The following is a 16,686-nucleotide window of genomic DNA, read 5'->3' as shown; positions in this document are numbered from 1 at the left end:
CGACAACAGTTCCCATTCCCCCCACAAAGGCAGCCTGACGAAGGGGCGCCAAATACAAAGGAGAAAGGTTTAATTCCATCACGCTGCTTATTGTTGGGCGTGGCGGCCGGTCAGGGCAACCCTCGTTGTGATTCTGCGAGCCTGAAACGGCAACACGCGCCATGTGAGACAGAGGAAGGCCCGAGACGAACCACGGTCCTGCGGTATTCAACCCGCGCATCAGAGTCTGATCAACCGTCGTCTCAATGCCGCCGCGTCCTGCAATAGGCAGCATATTTGTCCCTCGTCGACGCTGAAAAAGGCGACGCGAAAAACCTATGCCCAAACTCTTGAAAACGGACATGAGAATCACTGAATATCATTCAACTCAACAAATTAATGGATCCTGACCCTAGTTAACCTTCTCAAAGGTGAATAGATCGAGATGATCATCCCAGCCACCTCGCTCAAAGTGAACCGGCGAGAGGCCATTTGAATGCGCCAAGCTGATCATCCAAAGCGGGGAAACAAGTGAGATACCATAGTAGGATCCTGCAATCTCCGACGTTGCCGCTTCAAAGTTGTGCCCTTCGGCATAAGGAGCATAGCCATACCCATGCTTCTTAAAGTCATCGAGCATAGAGGCTCTGTCGGATTCTGCGACTTGGTAAATGGCTGATTTTGAAAATTTCGACGCAGCGGTCTCTCCGCGCGTACTGGTTATCAATCTCCCACCCACAGCCAGCTTTTTTGATACCTCCCGCAGAAACTCGCGATTGTGCTCCTCATCCAGGTGGGTCATGAGCGCCCCGATGATAATTAAATCGAAAGTCTCATCCGGCAACATGTCGTAATTAAACGATGGAGGGCTTACAAGAATAGCCTGTGTCTTCAAGACCTCTGTCTGGAAGGCTATCGCTTCGGGTAATACATCCACACAAGTTATGCGACTTTCCGGAAATTTTTTTACTAGATGTCGAGTGACTCGGCCAAAGCCGCAAGGTAATTCCAATATATTGGATGCTTGCGCCCCCATGGCGGCTGCGTACGATGCTAGTTCGTTGCCGCACCTCATATAAACGCTAAAATGATGTGCGTCTGACTCGGCGAGTTGGGAATCAGGGCTGCTTCCAGCATACAGTTCATCATGAACAGATATTGTTGTATTAATTGTGCTTTCGAACTCGAATCGCTGCCCGTGCATTTTGTAGCCCCCACACTGATAAAATAGAAAGCTCTGCCCCTTGGCATGAGGCAGAACTACCGCGCGATTGGAGCGCCTCGCGCGAAACTTCGATTGCGGACGCCAGTTTCGCACAGTGCAGCCCCTACAAGGTGAAGCTGAAAGCTAGCTGAAAGCTAGCTGAAAGCTAGCTGAAAGATCTCGCATCGGTCTCTGTGGAGAGCCATCCTTCTCTCCCATCTCTGATCATCTCCGGCCATCATCAGGTCATGCGGGAAAAATACGTCCTCCACGAAGATGAAGACGGCACTTTCGCGATCCTCGATGCTAAGTCCTACGAGATAGTAGAGAGGTCTTGACCTGCCACTGAACTTTCATCCGGCGGCGATTAGAGCCTCGGTGGTTCTGGTTAGCTCCGTAACTTCGATTATATTTGAAAGAGTTAGCTTCTGGTGCGCCTGGAAGGCGCTTCGACTGGGCAACAACGGATCGCCAGTCAATCCCGGATAGTAATAAGAAACCTGTGCCGACATATCGTAACCCGCCACAGCGTAGCGCCGCGACATGAGCTCATGGCATCTGCTTGCTCCGCACAAGTACCCAACTGCGCGCCCAATCTACAACTTATCCGAGCACACCATCATTTACATAGGTCCTACCCTCAAAGATGCCAAACTCCAAGTAATGCACAAGAGGGTTGATGCCGGCAGCGGCGACATCCGGGTAAAGTTTCAAATATCCCGCAGTGTCAAACTTTGCGGAGGGATCTCGCCCCTCATGCCAGCCAAACTCCAAGTAATGCTGGAACGGATTGATTCCACCAGCCGCCACGTCCTTGTACCTGGCCAAATATGCTGAGGTGTCAAAAAATGCGTCGGGATCTCGCCCCTCACGCCAGCCGTACTGGTTATAGTGCTGCTGTGGATCGAGATGGGCGGCCGCTACATCCGCGTTATTCTGGTAGTAGAATTTTCCATTAATTAGCAGATCATTCGCCGTGACAGCACGACCTTCATACATACCGAACTTCAAATAATGCTCAAGCGGATCAATCTTTGCTGCGGCGACATCTGGATTGATCCGCAGATATTCCATCGTATGGAAACGGTCAGAGGGATCTCGCCCTTCCTTCCATCCGAATTGATCATAATGCTGTAAGGGGTCGTTTCCGGCAGCCGCAACATCATGATATTTCGCCAAATATTCGGACGTACTAAAGAAATTGTTCGGATCACGCCCTTCCTTCCAACCATGCTGATCATAGTGCTGGTCCGCATCAATGCCTGCGTTGAGAACATCACGATTATGGGTGTAATAGAACATATCATCGACTAGGCTGTCACTTTGAACAACCGCTCTATCGGAAAACTGTAGTTTCTCAATTGAAACCAAGCTGTCCACCGCTCCGCCGCCCTTGACTATCATTGCGCGATAACCGTAGTCGACCGTCGCCTGTGCTAGCCTGAAGTCGAAGACGGCCGTGTCAAAACCAGCTCCGCCGTCTAGCCAGTTGTAACCGGCGCCACCCTTTAGTGTATTGTTTGCGGCATTGCCGATAATCGTATCGTTGCCGGACCCGCCAATTGCGTTTTCGATCAATGAGCGGCTATCGCCATTGTACTGGAGGGCATTATAGACATTGCCGTGTGCGAAGTTGCCATCCCCGAGGTAGGCGCTTTGTGCAGCGGACATCAATGACCAGCTGCCCGGTCGCAAATCTATAGACTGATTTGTGGTGTAGTTTGAGAAATCATAGGTGTCGTTGCCGCCACCATCCCAAACGGTGAGAAAAATGCGATTGTCGCCAGGCTTTCCTTGCCCTACACCATCAATGAACATTTCACCGGTCGTGGGTGAAAAGGTGTAAGTCGTGTCTCCGGAATGCGTCGTGAAATTAGCACCGTACAATTTCTGGATGGCTGCGATGTCATACATCATCAGCGACTGTGCAAAGCCGAAATCTTCGTTTGTATAACCAGCGCTCAGCGATGCCGCAAAATGGGAGCGGTAGCTCATGACAGTGAATTCCATGCTGTCATGCCAGATACTCATCCTTGAGGAGTTATAAGGGGAGGGCTGAAAAGAATGTTTAAGGCCAAGTGCATGTCCTATTTCGTGCAGAGTGGAGATCCAGGCATAATTGCCTTTAATCGGATCAGTCATCGCACTTGTGCCGGTCTGCGTACCAAACCAAACGTCACCACCACGATCAGAACTCGATGGAAAATACGTGTAGGCGGTATCTTGCGCCTCATCCGACATGCCAAACCGAATTGTAGCACTTCCCGCATCGGCTTTTTCGTTGAAGGAAAGATTCGAGACGGAGGAATATTGTGCCAACGCGGAATTCACCGCAGTCTGCATGGTGACATTGAGTGGCTGAAACGTCAGCTGTTCCCCGGTGCTATAGCTGGCATACTGCGCGCCACTCGTCGGGAACGAAAAATCGAGTGAGGTTTGCGCCCAATACTGCCCGTAGATCAAGTCATCGGCATCATCTCCAAAAACCGAGACGGGATAGGTGATAGTTAGCATTCAACAAATCTCCCGGAGCATGGCGACTTTAAAGGCCTTTTTTCACTGAGCTAAATAAACAAGGGAAGAAACGTCTGCAAGTATGGGTGGCATCATCTTTGGCACAATCCTTGATTTCCGAGGGTCATCCATTTCCGCATCGTTACTGTTCTTTAAACGCGCGAACCACCTGATCGGACAACGGTTTTGCCAAATAGGCTAACATCGTTCGCTGATCCGTCTGGATGAATGCCTCCACCGGCATGCCTGCTATTGGTACCATATTACCCAATCGGGCCCATTCGACCGCAGGTATAGCAACTCTGACATCATAGTAGCTTTGCCCAGTGCGCTGATCGGTTGACAGGTCGGCCCCGATGCTCGTTATGCGGCCTGCTAATCCCGGCGTGGTACGTTGATTGAAAGCCGAAAACCGAACCATCACCTCCTGCCCGACAGCCACTTGGTCGATATCCCGTGGTGACAGTTTGAGTTCCGGCGTCAATGCATCCTTGTCGGGCACGATCTGCATGATCGCTTCACCAGGCGTGACGACCGTTCCGGCAGCGTGGACGGCAAGCTGATGAACGATCCCTTCCTGAGGTGCGCGAATATCAACATGCTTCAGATCATCTTCGGCAGCAACAAGCCGCTCAGAATATTCGCCGATATCACTTTCGGCCTGGCGCAATTGGTCCGATATCTCGGTTCTTTGATCGTCATCGACTTGAATAATCTGCAACTGGGTTTCGGCAATTTTTCCATTGGTTTGAGCCGCAGAGGCGATCAGACTGCCAAGCTGGCCGGTGAGATCAGCAGCATCACGCCGTAAGTTATAGACCCGCGTCGCGGGAATGATACCCTGCTCAAGCAGTGGCTGAAGACTGGCGAGTTCGGTATTTATGATATCGATCGCCTGTCGTTTGCCTTCCTGCTGAGCGCTCAGCCCCTCCGCCTCCTTCGAAAGCTGACGGACCCGTTCGGCCAATTGCGCCTTGCGGCCTATTCTGGATGAGCGCCGATCTTCAAACAGCCGCCGTTCTCCATCAAGTATCGCCGCTACTTCGGCTATACCTTGCTCGTTTAGAAGGTCCTCTGGAAAAGTGATTACCTCTTTCGCATCTCGTTCTGCCGAGAGCCGAGCTATGCGCGCCGAAAGCTCCTTCAAGCGCTTCGAGATGATGGCACTATTGGCACGGGCCTGCGTATCGTCGAGATGCACGAGTATTTGGCCAGCTGCAGCGAGATCGCCATTTTTGACGAATACCTGGCCAACAGTACCGCCCTTTTGGTGCTGGACAGGCTTGACATAGCTGTCAACAACCAACGTGCCAGTGGCGATAACGGCACCCTGAAGACGAATGGTGGCAGCCAATCCTCCCAAAACGCCAACGAGAAGGACAACGGCGGCGAGTGCAACCAGCGTCAGGCGTCGCACGGCGCGTTCGGCAAGCGGCGTAAGAGCGCCGTTCATTGTGCCATCTCCTCGCCGCCGATAATCAGCCGGACGGGTTGAGCCCCCGGAGGGCCGGGCTGCGTTGTCCTCCTGAGAACCTCATCTTTCGGTCCGAAAGCCTGCATTTTGCCATTCGTCAACACGAGAACCTTGTCGACCGCAGCAAGCGCACTGGGACGATGCGCAACGACGACGACAATGCCGCCACGGGCCTTCACGCTCAGTATCGCTCGCGATAGCGCCAGCTCTCCATCAGCATCGAGATTCGAATTCGGCTCGTCCAGAATGATCAGGAACGGCTCGCCATAGAGCGCGCGGGCCAGCGCAATGCGCTGCCGCTGCCCCCCCGACAAAGCGGACCCTTGCTCGCCAATCTTCGTTTCAAAGCCTTTGGGAAATTGCAGGATCATGTCGTACACGCCCGCCGTCTTCGCAGCAGCAATGATCTTGTCCGAGGTCGCATCCGGATCAAACCGGGCAATGTTTTCGGCAATGGATCCACCAAACAGTGCGACATCCTGCGGCAGATACCCGATATGTTTGCCAAGTGCATGCGGATCCCATTGCGACAGTGCTGCTCCGTCCAAGCGAACCGCTCCTGCAATCGGTGGCCAAAGGCCGACGAGCCCCCGCGCGAGTGTGGATTTGCCGGATGCACTGGGGCCGATCACACCAACAGAATCCCCCGCCTGGAGCTCTATCGATATATTTCGTACGATCGAGTTCTTGGACCCCGGCGCCGCAAGATGCAGATTTTCCACTTTCAACGCTTTCTCCGGCTTGGGCAAAGCGACCTCTCGCCCATCGACAGACATCAGGTCGGCGAGCCTCACCAGGCGCGACCAACTATCTCTGGCGGCAACAAAGCCCTTCCACTGGCTAATTGCCAATTCCACCGGCGCCAATGCTCGGCTGAGGAGAATGGAACTCGCAATCATGATGCCACCCGAAGCCTCCTGGCGAATGACGAGAATCGCACCAACGGCAAGCACGGCTGATTGCAGCATCATCCGCAAGATCTTCGAAATTGTCCCGAGGGTAATGGTTAGGTTTGACAAGCGTAAATGATTGCCTAGATAGCGGCTATTGATCTCATCCCACTTCGTGCCAAGCATATGACCGAAGCCCATTGCAAGCACAGCTTCGGAGTTTCTACGTGCTTCTTCCGCCAGCGCCATGCGCTCCGAAATGATCTTGGCTGCCTCTTTTGCCGGTTCGCGAGACATCCGTTCGGTCAGGATTGTAAGTCCGACAAGTATCAATGCGCCGGCAAGCGCCGTGACTCCGATCCAGACATGAAAAAGGAAACACAAACCAAGATAAAAAGGCATCCAGGGAATATCAAATAGAGCAGTTGGCCCTGGCCCGGAAAGAAAAGAACGTACGACGTCAAGATCCCGTACGGGCTGGAGACCATCTCCTTGCATCTGCATGCGCGCGGGAAACAGGACAAGAGAATCGTAGACTGTTGTTCCAAAGCGCTCATCGACTGAGAGTCCTAAACGCACCAAGAGCATTGAGCGGACCACCTCTAGAAATCCTTGGAAGGCGTAGAGCGTCGCCGCAATGATACCAAGGCCGACGAGAGTCGGCAGACTACGCGCCGGGATCACCCGGTCGTAGACCTGCAACATGAAAAACGAGCCGGTTAATGCAAGGATATTGACAAGCGCGCTGGTTGCTCCGATGCCCAGGAAAGCCATCTTCAGTGACGATAGCACCGCCATCAGAAATGATCGCGGCGGCTTAATTGCGATATCGAACACGTCTAAATTCCCCGCACGCTGTTGCGGGGAGAACGTAAGCCGTCCGACCGAAAAATTGCTGCCGCCAAAGAGTCTAATAAAAATGAGTTATTCGCGTCCTTGAACATAAAGGATACGTGCCTCTCTCGTCACCCATATATTTCAGCCTCGCCCCAACTTACTTCAACAATTGACCTGCGGAGCGTCGGGCAGCCAATCGCCTCAGAGCAAAACGAGTCACCGGGACGATCGACGAATGTGTTATAAAATGCTGTACCGGCTGCGTCATGCTGTATCAACGGCTGATCGTTATTCTACAACAGAATCCAATTTTCAGCGCACTGTCCGATTTAGCACCCCCGTCGATCAGATCTTGACGACAAGGCATCGAGCAGCCCGAGAGGGTCCGTCATATGGTAAAGGACGCCGCTTGCGACGGCGATATCGTACTTTTCGTCGCTGCTGCTTAGGTATCGAATTGCATCATCAAGAATAAATGTAGCGCGTGTCAGATTGAATATCTCTTTGATCGCCAAGCACTTAAGATAGGCTCGCGGGCTGTTTTCGATCGACGTTATCGACCTGGCGCCGAGATTATGAAGCATGTAGGTGTGAGCGGCTTCAAGCGGGCCGAGTTCCAGGATATCCATTCCCGTTATGGGACCGAACTTCTGGTAAAGCCAACCAATACGAGAATCCTCGAAAAGATTGGTTTTCCCGGGCGTTGTCTTGAGGCCGTGGCCCGATGGCATTTCGGAACTCCACTCATTCGCGAAAATATTAAGGACTGCTTGCGCGTCCGATCGAATTTCGGTGGGCGCTAGGCTCAGTGAGAATAGCCGCCTCTCTGCTTTTCAAAAGGAGATATAGTGGTGCAAAGGATCGATGCCTGACGCAGCAACATCAGGATTTTGATTGAGATAAGCTTCGCTATCGAAAGCATTTACAGCAACGTCGATCTTCTCCACATCTTGCTCCTTCCGTCGTAATAGAGACGTCTCGCAATATAGCTTCGAAATGTTTGTAGCAACCTGTGGTATGCGAATTTCCCGTAAGTCGCCTGCGAATCGGCAGTGCATCGCCGATCAGTGAAAGCATTGATATCAACGATTTATGGCGGCTCCCAGGAGCCGCCTTTTCTTTTGACGAGGTTACCGATGAAATCGATCTGCATGACAATGCTCACCCTTTTCTTGTTTTCCGCCAGTGTGTTCGCGTTTGCCATCGCCGCCGGCCTTATGTCTATCCCATTGCCACATTGAGAGACCACGATGCCCCTAACAGACAGCGAGGTAAGTATGTTTCCGCAGCGCAGCAAGATATTTGAGTGGAACCTCAACACCGTCATCACACTGACGAGCATGATGGCTGGCCTCGTCGTCACATCGGTAGGCTGGGGCATCACCTATGCCAACATGCGGAACGACAGCGCCAATTTGCGGAAGCAGATCTCCGATGTTGTCATTCGCATGGATAAAGATGGAGCTGACAGAAAATCTCAGCTTGCCGATGTTCAGCAGCAGCTCGCGCAGATCGCACCGCTCACATTTTAGACGACGCGGGGCGACAGAGACCGGCGCTGAAAACAAGAAGGCGATCGAACTGACGAATGCCCGGATCGATCGTGTCGTCGAGGCAATGGGTAGAAAGCTTGATACCGTGATCGACAGCGTGAACAAGGTTAGCACGCAGGTCCAGGTCCTAAATTCGAAGCTCGAGGACATGCAGGGAAAGCCCGACAAGAGCATTTTCCGGACGCCGATCGTCAGGCAGTGAAATGTCGGGCTGCTCGCCTCCGAAGGGAGTAGCCAGTTAGCTCTTCCAACCGACAGATGTCGCAAACAAGTTCACGCATGAGAAATCTTACCAGGGTGTATTGCTCGGCTTGAAAGATTGGGCGATATGCTCAGGGTGGGTTATCGGGGTCGGGGATGTTACACAAGGTTTCTTATAGCCTTCAGGCGGCGCGCGGGATTGCGGCGTCTATGGTTGTGGCGTGCCACTTACTGCCGATCCAGGAAAAATATGTAGCCCGGCATGTGATCCCCTCTGTTTTCTGGTTTGGTCAAGCTGGCGTTGATGTCTTCTTTGTCGTCAGCGGATTTGTAATGGCGATGACGACGGACAGCGTGAAGCGCGGTATCGGGACTTCGCTTGAGTTTATTTGGCGACGCCTGATCCGCATATTGCCGCCATATTGGTTCTACTCACTGCTGCTACTACCGGTGTTTCTCGTTGCGCCGCAGCTAATAAATTCCGCTCAGGGGAATCACATCGATCTTTTTCGATCTTTTCTTTTGCTTCCAAGCGAGACTTTGCCTTTGCTCACGGTCGGATGGACGCTTGTTTTCGAGATGTGGTTCTATCTCGTTTTTGCGGCCCTGCTGGTTTTGCCGCGGCGGATTCAACCAATAGCGTTGGCAATATGGGCTGCCACATTGGTCAGTTTGTCACTGGCAGAAGCAGCGGCGACCTCCCCGGCGGCGAAGTTGGTGCAAAGCCCGTTTGCTTTGGAATTTATGGCAGGCTGCGCGGGCTATTTCCTCAGCAAGCGATGTAATGCACTCAGTGCTCGAACGCTCATCTTGATTGGAGTAACGGGCTTTGTCTCTTCATTGGCGATCCAGCCATTGCTGATCGACAGCATTTCCCTGTCCCGAGCGTTGTTGCTTAGCGCCTCGATCTCTTTGGCGCTTGCCGGCGCCGTCGCTTTGGAAAAGGCGCAGGGACTGTTAAGGTACGGCGCTCTTCGATGGGCGGGGGATATTTCATATTCTGTCTATCTCTGCCACGTCCTGGTGCTCTCGCTCGTTGGCCGTATTTGGGCGGCGATAGGCGGCGGGATCACATCCCCGTGGGCTATATGCTTTTTCTGGATTGCCGCAGTGGGGTCTGTCGTTGGCGTAGGCGCTGCAAGCTTCTACGGCATCGAGAGACCGTGCATCGCGCTCCTGAAACGCCGACGAGTTGCGAGTCTTCCGCTCCAAGCGGGCGCCTGACACAACAAGGTTTCACAACGTTCCTGGCACTACGGCTCCGGTGAACCGAGTTTCCGCCCTGCTGACAGCGGAAACTACCTGACCGGCGAGGCAAACGAGATGACAACACAATTTCAGAGACCAGCGTGGTTGACATTTGCTGTCGGCCTGCGCGGCGGCCCTCTAGAGCAACGTGCATTCAAACGTATCCGGCAGCTTTAAAGTAGTTTTGGCACTCTTTGGGTGAGTAAAGTGTGCAGATATCGCCGATTGCCTTCCAGAGGGCGTCGATGGTTCGGATTGCTCGTGCTCTGAGGAGCGACTTCAGCTTCGAGAAGGCCATCTCGATCGGGTTGAGATCGGGGCTGTAGGGCGGCAGGAACAGCATCCATGCACCACGTGCCCTGATGGCGGCCTCGGCCTTTGGGCTCTTGTGAGCGGCCAGATTGTCGAGGATGACAACGTCGCCTTCAGACAGCGTCGGGGCGAGCTGGGTCTCGACATAGGCCTCGAAGATGCGCCGGTTCATCGGTCTGTCCACCACGAAGGGCGCGGTCAGGCCGAAGTACCTGAGGCCGGCGATGAAGGTCTGGGTCTTCCAATGTCCGAACGGTGCCTTCGAGCGCAGCCGCTGGCCTTTCGGGCATCGGCCGCGTAGGCGGGTCATCTTCGTTGTCGTGCCAGTCTCATCGAGGAAGACGAACCGATGCGGCTCAAGGCGCATCCTCGGCTGGCGCCTGGCTATCCACGCCTCGCGTGCGGCTGCGACGTCCGGGCGATCCTGTTCGCTGGCCAGCAGCGTTTTTTTTGAAGCGGTAGCCAGCGCGGATCAACCAGCGCGAGATAGAGGACGCAGCAACGACGATGCCCCGATCGGCCAGTTCAGCTGCCAGTTCCGGCATGGTGATGTCGTCCTTCTCGGCCAGGCGTCGTATCAGGAAGTCCCTGTGCGGATCGAGCTTGGAGTAGCGCCAGCCACCTCCAGGCTTCGCCGCAAGGCTACCGGTCGCCCGAAATGCCGCCATCAGTGATGGACAACTATGCAACGCACAAAACTGCGTCGATCAAGAACTGGATGATGCGGCGGCCACGCTACCACGTGCACTTCACGCCAACCTCGGCCTCATGGATCAACCAGGTCGAACGCTGGTTTGCGGAATTGACCCGCAAGCAACTACGACGTGGCGTCCATACTTCGACAGCTCAACTCGAAGCCAACATCAAAAGCTTCATCGAGCGCCACAACGAAAAACCCAAGCCATATCGGTGGACCAAAATCGGCAGACGACATTCTCGCATCCGTCAAGCGCTTCTGTCAGAAAGTCGACAACGGCTTATGATACGAATTTCGGATTCAGATGACTAGAAACGTCCATATGATCGAGGCCGTTGCGGAACGGTTTGAGGGTGCTCCACGGCAATTTCGGCGGCGGTGGTCCGCCCAATTCAAAGCGCAGGCTGTGGCCAAGGCGATGGAGCCCGGCGCGAGCGTCTCGGCGATTGCGCATCGCATCGGCATACATCCGTCACAGCTATATGGCTGGCGTCGTGATGCTGCACCGAGATTGGATCGCGAGGCGTTCGTGCGCTTCGGCATAGTGTAGGCTGTCAATGTGGCAGCAATCCATCACGAGCTCCCAGTTTTTTGATGGGCGAAACCGATTTCATCCTCTCAAAGCACTGCCGGTTCGGCGATATGCAAACTGATAAAAAAAGATAGTTAAACTTAAACATTATGGGCTCTCAAACGAGCTCAGTTGCTTCAGAATGGCCGTAGAGATCTCGAATTGACGCGCCGTTCCCCGGCCCATGGAATTAGTCACCCTAGTCTCGGTCAGCATTCCCCGCTTTACGAGGAGATCGACAGTTTCCTTTACCCCGCTTCGGGTCAGCTCCGTAACTTCGATTATATTTGAAAGAGTTAGATTCTGGTGCGCCTGGGTCATCGTGTAGAGAATCGTCATCATGCCGACCTGTTTCAATCGCGCCTGCGGGGTCTCGTCCTCGAGTGGATGATCGAGGATCTCATGGAGGATGAGGCCGGAAAAGGCGAGATTGTGCCACTGTGTCTTGAGTGCTCTTGTCATATCATTTAACTATGTTATATACGTCAGTAAAAGGTTGCTTCGCCCGAGCTAAATATCGTTTCTGCGGCGCGCCGTCATCGCCTCCGAGAGTGTTGTCCATGAAAAGCCTTCTGTTTTTGATCTGCTGCATATCGCCACTCTACCTGATTTCCAGCGACAATGCGCGGGCTGATGATTGGGGATGCCAGGTCATCCTGTGCCTCTCCAATCCCGGCGGGCCGACCCAATATGCGGAGTGCCGGCCTCCGATCCAGAAGCTCTGGAGCGAGCTTGCCAAAGGACACTCGTTTCCAACGTGCAGCGGCGCCGGGTTTCACAGTTCGCGTCCCGGTTACGAGCCCTATTATTGCGATGCCGGCTATCGGCTGTCGGGAAGCTACGGCCCGCGCCGTGAGGAAGCAACCTGTGTCTCGACCTCCCTCCAGCGTGTGAGCAATTCGCTTTGCTCCTACGACCGCGACAACCATGGCAACGACTCCGGCTCGGTCCTGTCACCACGTTGGCAAGGGGAGGGCGGCCGTCTTCAATGCATGGCCTATCCGATAGCGCGCCCGAACGTGCGATCACAACCGCACTATGTCGACGTGACCATAGACGGCGTCGGCCAGCAGCGCGTGTGGTACTGATCCATGGCCGTTGCATTCGTCGATATTGCGCAAAGCTGCGCGCCGATGGTCCAGGTGGAAACGCTGGCCGGCGTCGTGAGTCTGGAGAGCAAGTTCCTTCCCTTCGCCATCCGCATCAATAGCGGCGCGCCGTTGCCCGCGCAGCCTGCGAGTAAAGCCGAGGCGATCGAGCTGGCCACGTCTTTGATCGCCGATCACCAGGATATCCAGATTGGACTTGGCGGGATCAGTGTCGAGGAGCTTCGGAAACTGAACCTCTCTGTTTCTGACGCCTTCGACCCGTGCCTGAACCTCAAGGCGACTGCGACCCTTCTCGACGGCTACTATCGTCTTGCCCTGCGCGTCGGCGCCGGTCCCGTACAGGCCGAGAAGGTGATGCTGCAGTCCTACTATGGACGCGACGATCCCTCCGTCGGCGCGATGGTCAAATACGACGAGCAAGTGCGGCGGGAAGCAAAACGGCTCTCGGCGAAACTCGCCTCCCTTACCGTGGTCGGACCGGATGACCAGGCCGTCCCCGGCGACGGACCTCGGGATCAGGTGGAACAATCCAACCCGAGGCAGCTCTCCCAAACCGAAGAATCAGCGTCATGGGATGTCTTCACATCCAGACGCCGATCCTCGGTTCTCGTTTTCCAGAATGACCGATCGGAGCAAAGTGAATGATCTCCAAAAGCCGTATCCGCCCCTTCGCCGCCCCCGCGCTCATGGCCGCGGCCATCGTTGTCTGCATGGTCGAACCGGCCTTTGCGCAGTCCGCCGGCATCGAAAGCGTGCTGCAAAACATCGTGACTATGCTCACGGGCAACATCGCCAAACTGCTGGCGGTCATCGCCGTGATCATCATCTGCATCGCCTGGATGTTCGGCTACATGGATCTGCGTCGGGCCGGTTTCTGGATCATCGGCATCGGCGGCATTTTCGGCGCCACCGAACTGGTCAACACGATCGTCGGCGGCTGAGATCCATGGCGAGCGCTCCCACCCTCGAAGAAGACACCTTGTTCCTGGCCTGCACGCGACCGGCAATGATTGCCGGCGTGACCATGGAAGCGATGGGCATCAACATCATGCTGACGACCATCCTCTATATCACCGCAGGCTCGATCGCCTACTTGGCTGTCGGTGTGGTCTTCCATCTCGTGTTCCGGGCGCTCGTCAAGCATGACCACAACATGTTCCGCATCCTGATCGCCTGGGTCGAGACCCGCGGCCGCTCGCGTAACGCCTCCTATTGGGGTGGCGCGACACTCTCGCCGCTGAAGCTTGTCCGGCGCTACGACGAAAGGGACCTGAGCCTTGCCTAGCATAGCCACACTGCAGTCCCGCGAGCTCGGGCCGGAGACCTTCATCCCCTATGTTCGCCACGTCGACGAGACGATCATCGTGCTCGATTCCCGCGCGTTGATGACAGTGCTCGTGCTCGAAGGCATCTCCTTTGAAACCGTCGATATCCTGGATCTCAACGGCCTGCACCGCAGCCTGAACACGCTCTACCGCAATATCGCCGATGAGCGATTGGCGCTCTGGACGCATGTCATCCGCCGGCGTGACAACGACTATCCGGAGGGACGCTTCGCCAATCGCTTTTCCGAGGGTCTCAATGCCAGATATCGAGAGCGGATGGTGCGTGAAGACCTGTTTCGCAACGATCTCTATATCACCCTCGTCTGGTATCCGAGCCGTGACCCCACTGACAGAGCTGCCAACCTTCTCTCTCGCCTTCGTAAGGCACGCCGATCCGGTATCGAGATCGACGGGACGGCGCTCAAGCATCTGCGTGACAAGGTGGTCGACGTCAGCGCGGGACTGAAGCGCTTCGCCCCTCGCGCCCTGTCGCTCTATGACCGGGACGGCATCCTGTTCTCCGAGCCGAGTGAGTTTCTCCACCAGCTCGTCGGCGGCCGACGAGAGCCATTGCCCCTGACTGAAGGGCGAATCTCATCGGCGATCTACTCGGACCGGGTGATCTTCGGCCGCGAGACGGTCGAAATCCGCCATGAGGCGGAAACCCGCTACGCCGGGATGTTCGGTTTCAAGGAATATCCGGCAACCACGCGCAGCGGCATGCTCGACGGCATCCTGACCGCACCCTTCGAGCTCATCCTCACGCAGTCCTTTGTCTTCACCTCGAAGGCGGATGCCCGCACGATCATGGGCCGCAAGCAGAACCAGATGGTGAGTGCCGGTGACAAGGCGGCCTCCCAGATCGATCAGCTTGGTGAGGCGATGGACGATCTCGAATCCAACCGCTTCGTCATCGGTGAGCATCATCTTGGCCTCACGGTCTTTGCGCCGTCGGTCAAGGAGCTGACCGATCATATGGCGAAGGCACGCGCCCATCTCACCAGCGGCGGCGCTGTCGTCGCCCGCGAGGATCTCGGACTGGAGGCCGCCTGGTGGGCGCAACTGCCCGGCAACCTTCGTTATCGGGCGCGCTCGGGAGCGATCACCTCCCGCAACTTCGCGGCACTCTCGCCCTATCATTCCTATCCGAGCGGCCAGAAGGACGGCAACGAATGGGGACCGGCAGTCGCGATGCTCAAGACAGCGTCCGGCTCGCCGTTCTATTTCAATTTCCATCACAGCGATCTCGGCAACACCTTTGTCTGTGGACCATCGGGCACGGGAAAGACTGTGCTCCTGAACTTCATGCTCTCCCAGCTTGAGAAGCACGATCCCCATATGGTGTTCTTTGACAAAGACAGGGGTGCCGACCTGTTCGTTCGCGCCGCCGGCGGTACCTACCTGCCGCTTAGAAACGGCGTGGCGACCGGCTGCGCGCCATTGAAGGCGCTCGACCTGACGGCGGAGAACCGGATCTTCCTCACCCGCTGGATCGGCAAGCTGGTAGGAGCGGCGACGCGGGAACTGACCGTCACCGAGCTGCGGGACATTGCCGCCGCCGTCGACGGTCTGGCGGACCTTCCTGTCGAGCGCCGCTCCATCGGCGCCCTGCGCACCTTCCTCAATAACACCGATCCCGAAGGTATCGCCTCACGGCTCCGACGGTGGGAGAGGGGAGGGCCGCTCGGCTGGGTCTTTGACAACGATCTGGACGACATCGGGATCGGCGCCAAATTCATCGGCTACGACATGACGGACTTCCTCGACAACGAGGAGATCCGCACGCCTTTGATGGCCTATCTGTTCTATCGCATCGAGCAACTGATCGACGGACGCAGGATCATCGTCGTCATCGACGAGTTCTGGAAGGCGCTGCAGGACGAAGGTTTCCGCGATCTCGCCCAGAACAAGCTGAAGACGATCCGCAAACAGAACGGCCTGATGCTGTTTGCCACCCAGAGCCCGCGCGACGCGATCGTCTCACCGATCGCCCACACGATCATCGAGCAATGCCCGACGCAGGTCTTTCTTCCCAACCCTCGCGGTGATCGGGCGGATTATGTCGATGGTTTCAAGCTCACCGAACGCGAATTCGAGCTGATCTCGCGCGAGCTATCGGTTGAAAGCCGGCGGCTCATCGTCAAGCAGGGACACAACAGTGTCGTCGCCGAGCTCAACCTCAACGGTTTTGACGACGAGCTCGCGATCCTTTCGGGCCGGACGGCGAATGTCGAGCTGGCAGACGCCGTCCGGGCCGAACTCGGTGAGGGGCGCGAGGATTGGCTTTCAGTATTCCAGCAACGGAGGAGGGCAGGCTGATGTGGATTAACACGACAAGGAACGTCATTCTGTCGATGGCTCTGCTGCTTTCCGTTGACCTTGCGCATGCTCAGGGGATCCCGGTCATCGACCAGTCGGCGATCGCCAAGCAGATCGAGAGCATCACGCAGCTCAAGTCTCAGTTGGATACCCTGAGACCCCATGTCCTTGGCCGGCAGGGTGGCTCGTCTCGCATTATGTTCAGAACGAGGGTTAGCTGCAGAGCCAGAGCCTCAAACATAGGAGACGAGCCGTGGTCGATGATATCGCACTTTACGTTGGTTTGGATGTGAGTAAGGAAAAAATCGCGATCGGTCTGGCGGAAGCAGGCCGCAAAGGCGAGGTTCGCTATTACGGCGAAATCGCCAACCGTGCCGATGCAGTGCGCAAATTTGTCGACAAGCTTGCCGGACGTCACGGACGCCTGTGCTTTTGCTATGAGGCCGGCCCGAC

General features: G+C 55.6%; 18 protein-coding genes and 3 pseudogenes. 12 read left to right on the top strand and 9 right to left on the bottom strand.

Annotated elements, in window-relative coordinates; translation table 11 throughout:
• From GA0061102_RS33355 to GA0061102_RS31425, 6 genes are all read right to left on the bottom strand, one after another.
• The coding region (locus GA0061102_RS33355; RefSeq protein WP_208858738.1) for a hypothetical protein at positions 1–343 on the bottom strand (343 nt) is incomplete at its 3' end.
• A 48-nt stretch (positions 344–391) separates the two neighbouring features.
• Positions 392–1,183, bottom strand: a complete 792-nt coding sequence (locus GA0061102_RS31445; RefSeq protein WP_092856422.1) for a class I SAM-dependent methyltransferase — start codon at positions 1,181–1,183, stop codon at positions 392–394.
• Between the two features lie 603 nt (positions 1,184–1,786).
• Positions 1,787–3,697, bottom strand: a complete 1,911-nt coding sequence (locus GA0061102_RS31440) for a M10 family metallopeptidase (RefSeq protein ID WP_092856420.1) — start codon at positions 3,695–3,697, stop codon at positions 1,787–1,789.
• 142 nt (positions 3,698–3,839) lie between these two features.
• Positions 3,840–5,150: an HlyD family type I secretion periplasmic adaptor subunit gene (locus GA0061102_RS31435; RefSeq protein ID WP_092856418.1), complete on the bottom strand. Its 1,311-nt coding sequence runs from the start codon at positions 5,148–5,150 to the stop codon at positions 3,840–3,842.
• Positions 5,147–6,859 (bottom strand): type I secretion system permease/ATPase, encoded by a 1,713-nt coding sequence (locus GA0061102_RS31430; protein WP_092856424.1) that lies wholly within the window; start codon positions 6,857–6,859, stop codon positions 5,147–5,149. Before GA0061102_RS31430 ends, GA0061102_RS31435 begins: the two co-directional genes overlap by 4 nt.
• A gap of 368 nt (positions 6,860–7,227) precedes the next feature.
• Positions 7,228–7,629: a class I SAM-dependent methyltransferase gene (locus GA0061102_RS31425; protein WP_092856416.1), complete on the bottom strand. Its 402-nt coding sequence runs from the start codon at positions 7,627–7,629 to the stop codon at positions 7,228–7,230.
• A gap of 519 nt (positions 7,630–8,148) precedes the next feature.
• Here GA0061102_RS31425 and GA0061102_RS31420 point away from each other — a divergent pair.
• The 3 genes from GA0061102_RS31420 to GA0061102_RS31410 all read left to right on the top strand — a co-directional run bounded on the left by GA0061102_RS31420 (position 8,149) and on the right by GA0061102_RS31410 (position 9,876).
• Positions 8,149–8,430 carry a hypothetical protein gene (locus tag GA0061102_RS31420; protein WP_139115132.1) on the top strand — a complete coding sequence of 94 codons (282 nt, stop codon included), beginning with the start codon at positions 8,149–8,151 and terminating at the stop codon, positions 8,428–8,430.
• A gap of 85 nt (positions 8,431–8,515) precedes the next feature.
• On the top strand, positions 8,516–8,653 hold the full coding sequence (locus tag GA0061102_RS33075; RefSeq protein ID WP_159432229.1) for a hypothetical protein: 138 nt from the start codon (positions 8,516–8,518) through the stop codon (positions 8,651–8,653).
• Between the two features lie 155 nt (positions 8,654–8,808).
• Complete coding sequence (locus GA0061102_RS31410; protein WP_092856410.1) at positions 8,809–9,876, top strand: acyltransferase family protein; 1,068 nt, start codon at positions 8,809–8,811, stop codon at positions 9,874–9,876.
• Positions 9,877–10,054: 178 nt separating this feature from the next.
• On the opposite strand, the gene GA0061102_RS31405 is transcribed toward GA0061102_RS31410, so the two are convergent.
• Positions 10,055–10,600 (bottom strand): IS630 family transposase, encoded by a 546-nt coding sequence (locus tag GA0061102_RS31405; RefSeq protein ID WP_425348585.1) that lies wholly within the window; start codon positions 10,598–10,600, stop codon positions 10,055–10,057.
• Complete coding sequence (locus GA0061102_RS34145) at positions 10,569–10,880, bottom strand: COG3415 family protein (RefSeq protein ID WP_425348584.1); 312 nt, start codon at positions 10,878–10,880, stop codon at positions 10,569–10,571. Before GA0061102_RS34145 ends, GA0061102_RS31405 begins: the two co-directional genes overlap by 32 nt.
• Positions 10,881–10,882: 2 nt before the next feature.
• Here GA0061102_RS34145 and GA0061102_RS31400 point away from each other — a divergent pair.
• Together GA0061102_RS31400 and GA0061102_RS33950 are read left to right on the top strand one after the other, a co-directional pair.
• Positions 10,883–11,195 (top strand): annotated as a pseudogene (locus tag GA0061102_RS31400) (transposase); the annotation flags it as partial.
• 18 nt (positions 11,196–11,213) lie between these two features.
• A complete protein-coding gene (locus tag GA0061102_RS33950) occupies positions 11,214–11,459 on the top strand; it encodes a transposase (RefSeq protein WP_092856408.1) in 246 nt (81 codons plus the stop codon).
• Between the two features lie 129 nt (positions 11,460–11,588).
• On the opposite strand, the gene GA0061102_RS31390 is transcribed toward GA0061102_RS33950, so the two are convergent.
• Positions 11,589–11,942 (bottom strand): MarR family transcriptional regulator, encoded by a 354-nt coding sequence (locus GA0061102_RS31390; RefSeq protein ID WP_092856406.1) that lies wholly within the window; start codon positions 11,940–11,942, stop codon positions 11,589–11,591.
• 98 nt (positions 11,943–12,040) lie between these two features.
• Here GA0061102_RS31390 and GA0061102_RS31385 point away from each other — a divergent pair, with 98 nt between their 5' ends.
• The 7 genes and pseudogenes from GA0061102_RS31385 to GA0061102_RS31355 all read left to right on the top strand — a co-directional run.
• Entirely contained in the window at positions 12,041–12,568 is a 528-nt protein-coding gene (locus GA0061102_RS31385) for a hypothetical protein (RefSeq protein WP_092856404.1), read from the top strand.
• A 3-nt stretch (positions 12,569–12,571) separates the two neighbouring features.
• Positions 12,572–13,234 (top strand): lytic transglycosylase domain-containing protein, encoded by a 663-nt coding sequence (locus GA0061102_RS31380; protein ID WP_092856402.1) that lies wholly within the window; start codon positions 12,572–12,574, stop codon positions 13,232–13,234.
• A complete protein-coding gene (locus GA0061102_RS31375) occupies positions 13,231–13,530 on the top strand; it encodes a TrbC/VirB2 family protein (protein ID WP_092856400.1) in 300 nt (99 codons plus the stop codon). The genes GA0061102_RS31380 and GA0061102_RS31375 overlap by 4 nt, the downstream gene beginning before the upstream one ends.
• Before the next feature lie 5 nt (positions 13,531–13,535).
• On the top strand, positions 13,536–13,874 hold the full coding sequence (locus GA0061102_RS31370) for a VirB3 family type IV secretion system protein (RefSeq protein ID WP_092856398.1): 339 nt from the start codon (positions 13,536–13,538) through the stop codon (positions 13,872–13,874).
• A complete protein-coding gene (locus tag GA0061102_RS31365; protein WP_092856396.1) occupies positions 13,867–16,233 on the top strand; it encodes a VirB4 family type IV secretion/conjugal transfer ATPase in 2,367 nt (788 codons plus the stop codon). Before GA0061102_RS31370 ends, GA0061102_RS31365 begins: the two co-directional genes overlap by 8 nt.
• A pseudogene (locus GA0061102_RS33755) lies at positions 16,233–16,388 on the top strand (P-type DNA transfer protein VirB5); the annotation flags it as partial. The gene GA0061102_RS31365 and the pseudogene GA0061102_RS33755, both read left to right, overlap by 1 nt.
• A gap of 98 nt (positions 16,389–16,486) precedes the next feature.
• Positions 16,487–16,686 (top strand): annotated as a pseudogene (locus GA0061102_RS31355) (IS110 family transposase); the annotation flags it as partial.

Source organism: Martinezella miluonensis (assembly GCF_900094545.1).
In the GTDB taxonomy this organism is placed as follows: domain Bacteria; phylum Pseudomonadota; class Alphaproteobacteria; order Rhizobiales; family Rhizobiaceae; genus Rhizobium; species Rhizobium miluonense.
The sequence above is the reverse complement of the archived record's forward strand: the minus strand, read 5'-3'. Positions and strand labels throughout refer to the sequence as shown.

What these genes read in the sequence shown, in the direction of transcription:
- GA0061102_RS31445 (WP_092856422.1), bottom strand. Translation starts at nt 1,183, where the DNA reads ATGCACGGGCAGCGATTCGAGTTCGAAAGCACAATTAATACAACAATA.
- GA0061102_RS31440 (WP_092856420.1), bottom strand. Translation starts at nt 3,697, where the DNA reads ATGCTAACTATCACCTATCCCGTCTCGGTTTTTGGAGATGATGCCGAT.
- GA0061102_RS31435 (WP_092856418.1), bottom strand. Translation starts at nt 5,150, where the DNA reads ATGAACGGCGCTCTTACGCCGCTTGCCGAACGCGCCGTGCGACGCCTG.
- GA0061102_RS31430 (WP_092856424.1), bottom strand. Translation starts at nt 6,859, where the DNA reads ATGGCGGTGCTATCGTCACTGAAGATGGCTTTCCTGGGCATCGGAGCA.
- GA0061102_RS31425 (WP_092856416.1), bottom strand. Translation starts at nt 7,629, where the DNA reads ATGCCATCGGGCCACGGCCTCAAGACAACGCCCGGGAAAACCAATCTT.
- GA0061102_RS31420 (WP_139115132.1), top strand. Translation starts at nt 8,149, where the DNA reads ATGCCCCTAACAGACAGCGAGGTAAGTATGTTTCCGCAGCGCAGCAAG.
- GA0061102_RS33075 (WP_159432229.1), top strand. Translation starts at nt 8,516, where the DNA reads ATGGGTAGAAAGCTTGATACCGTGATCGACAGCGTGAACAAGGTTAGC.
- GA0061102_RS31410 (WP_092856410.1), top strand. Translation starts at nt 8,809, where the DNA reads ATGTTACACAAGGTTTCTTATAGCCTTCAGGCGGCGCGCGGGATTGCG.
- GA0061102_RS34145 (WP_425348584.1), bottom strand. Translation starts at nt 10,880, where the DNA reads ATGGCGGCATTTCGGGCGACCGGTAGCCTTGCGGCGAAGCCTGGAGGT.
- GA0061102_RS33950 (WP_092856408.1), top strand. Translation starts at nt 11,214, where the DNA reads ATGACTAGAAACGTCCATATGATCGAGGCCGTTGCGGAACGGTTTGAG.
- GA0061102_RS31390 (WP_092856406.1), bottom strand. Translation starts at nt 11,942, where the DNA reads ATGACAAGAGCACTCAAGACACAGTGGCACAATCTCGCCTTTTCCGGC.
- GA0061102_RS31385 (WP_092856404.1), top strand. Translation starts at nt 12,041, where the DNA reads ATGAAAAGCCTTCTGTTTTTGATCTGCTGCATATCGCCACTCTACCTG.
- GA0061102_RS31380 (WP_092856402.1), top strand. Translation starts at nt 12,572, where the DNA reads ATGGCCGTTGCATTCGTCGATATTGCGCAAAGCTGCGCGCCGATGGTC.
- GA0061102_RS31375 (WP_092856400.1), top strand. Translation starts at nt 13,231, where the DNA reads ATGATCTCCAAAAGCCGTATCCGCCCCTTCGCCGCCCCCGCGCTCATG.
- GA0061102_RS31370 (WP_092856398.1), top strand. Translation starts at nt 13,536, where the DNA reads ATGGCGAGCGCTCCCACCCTCGAAGAAGACACCTTGTTCCTGGCCTGC.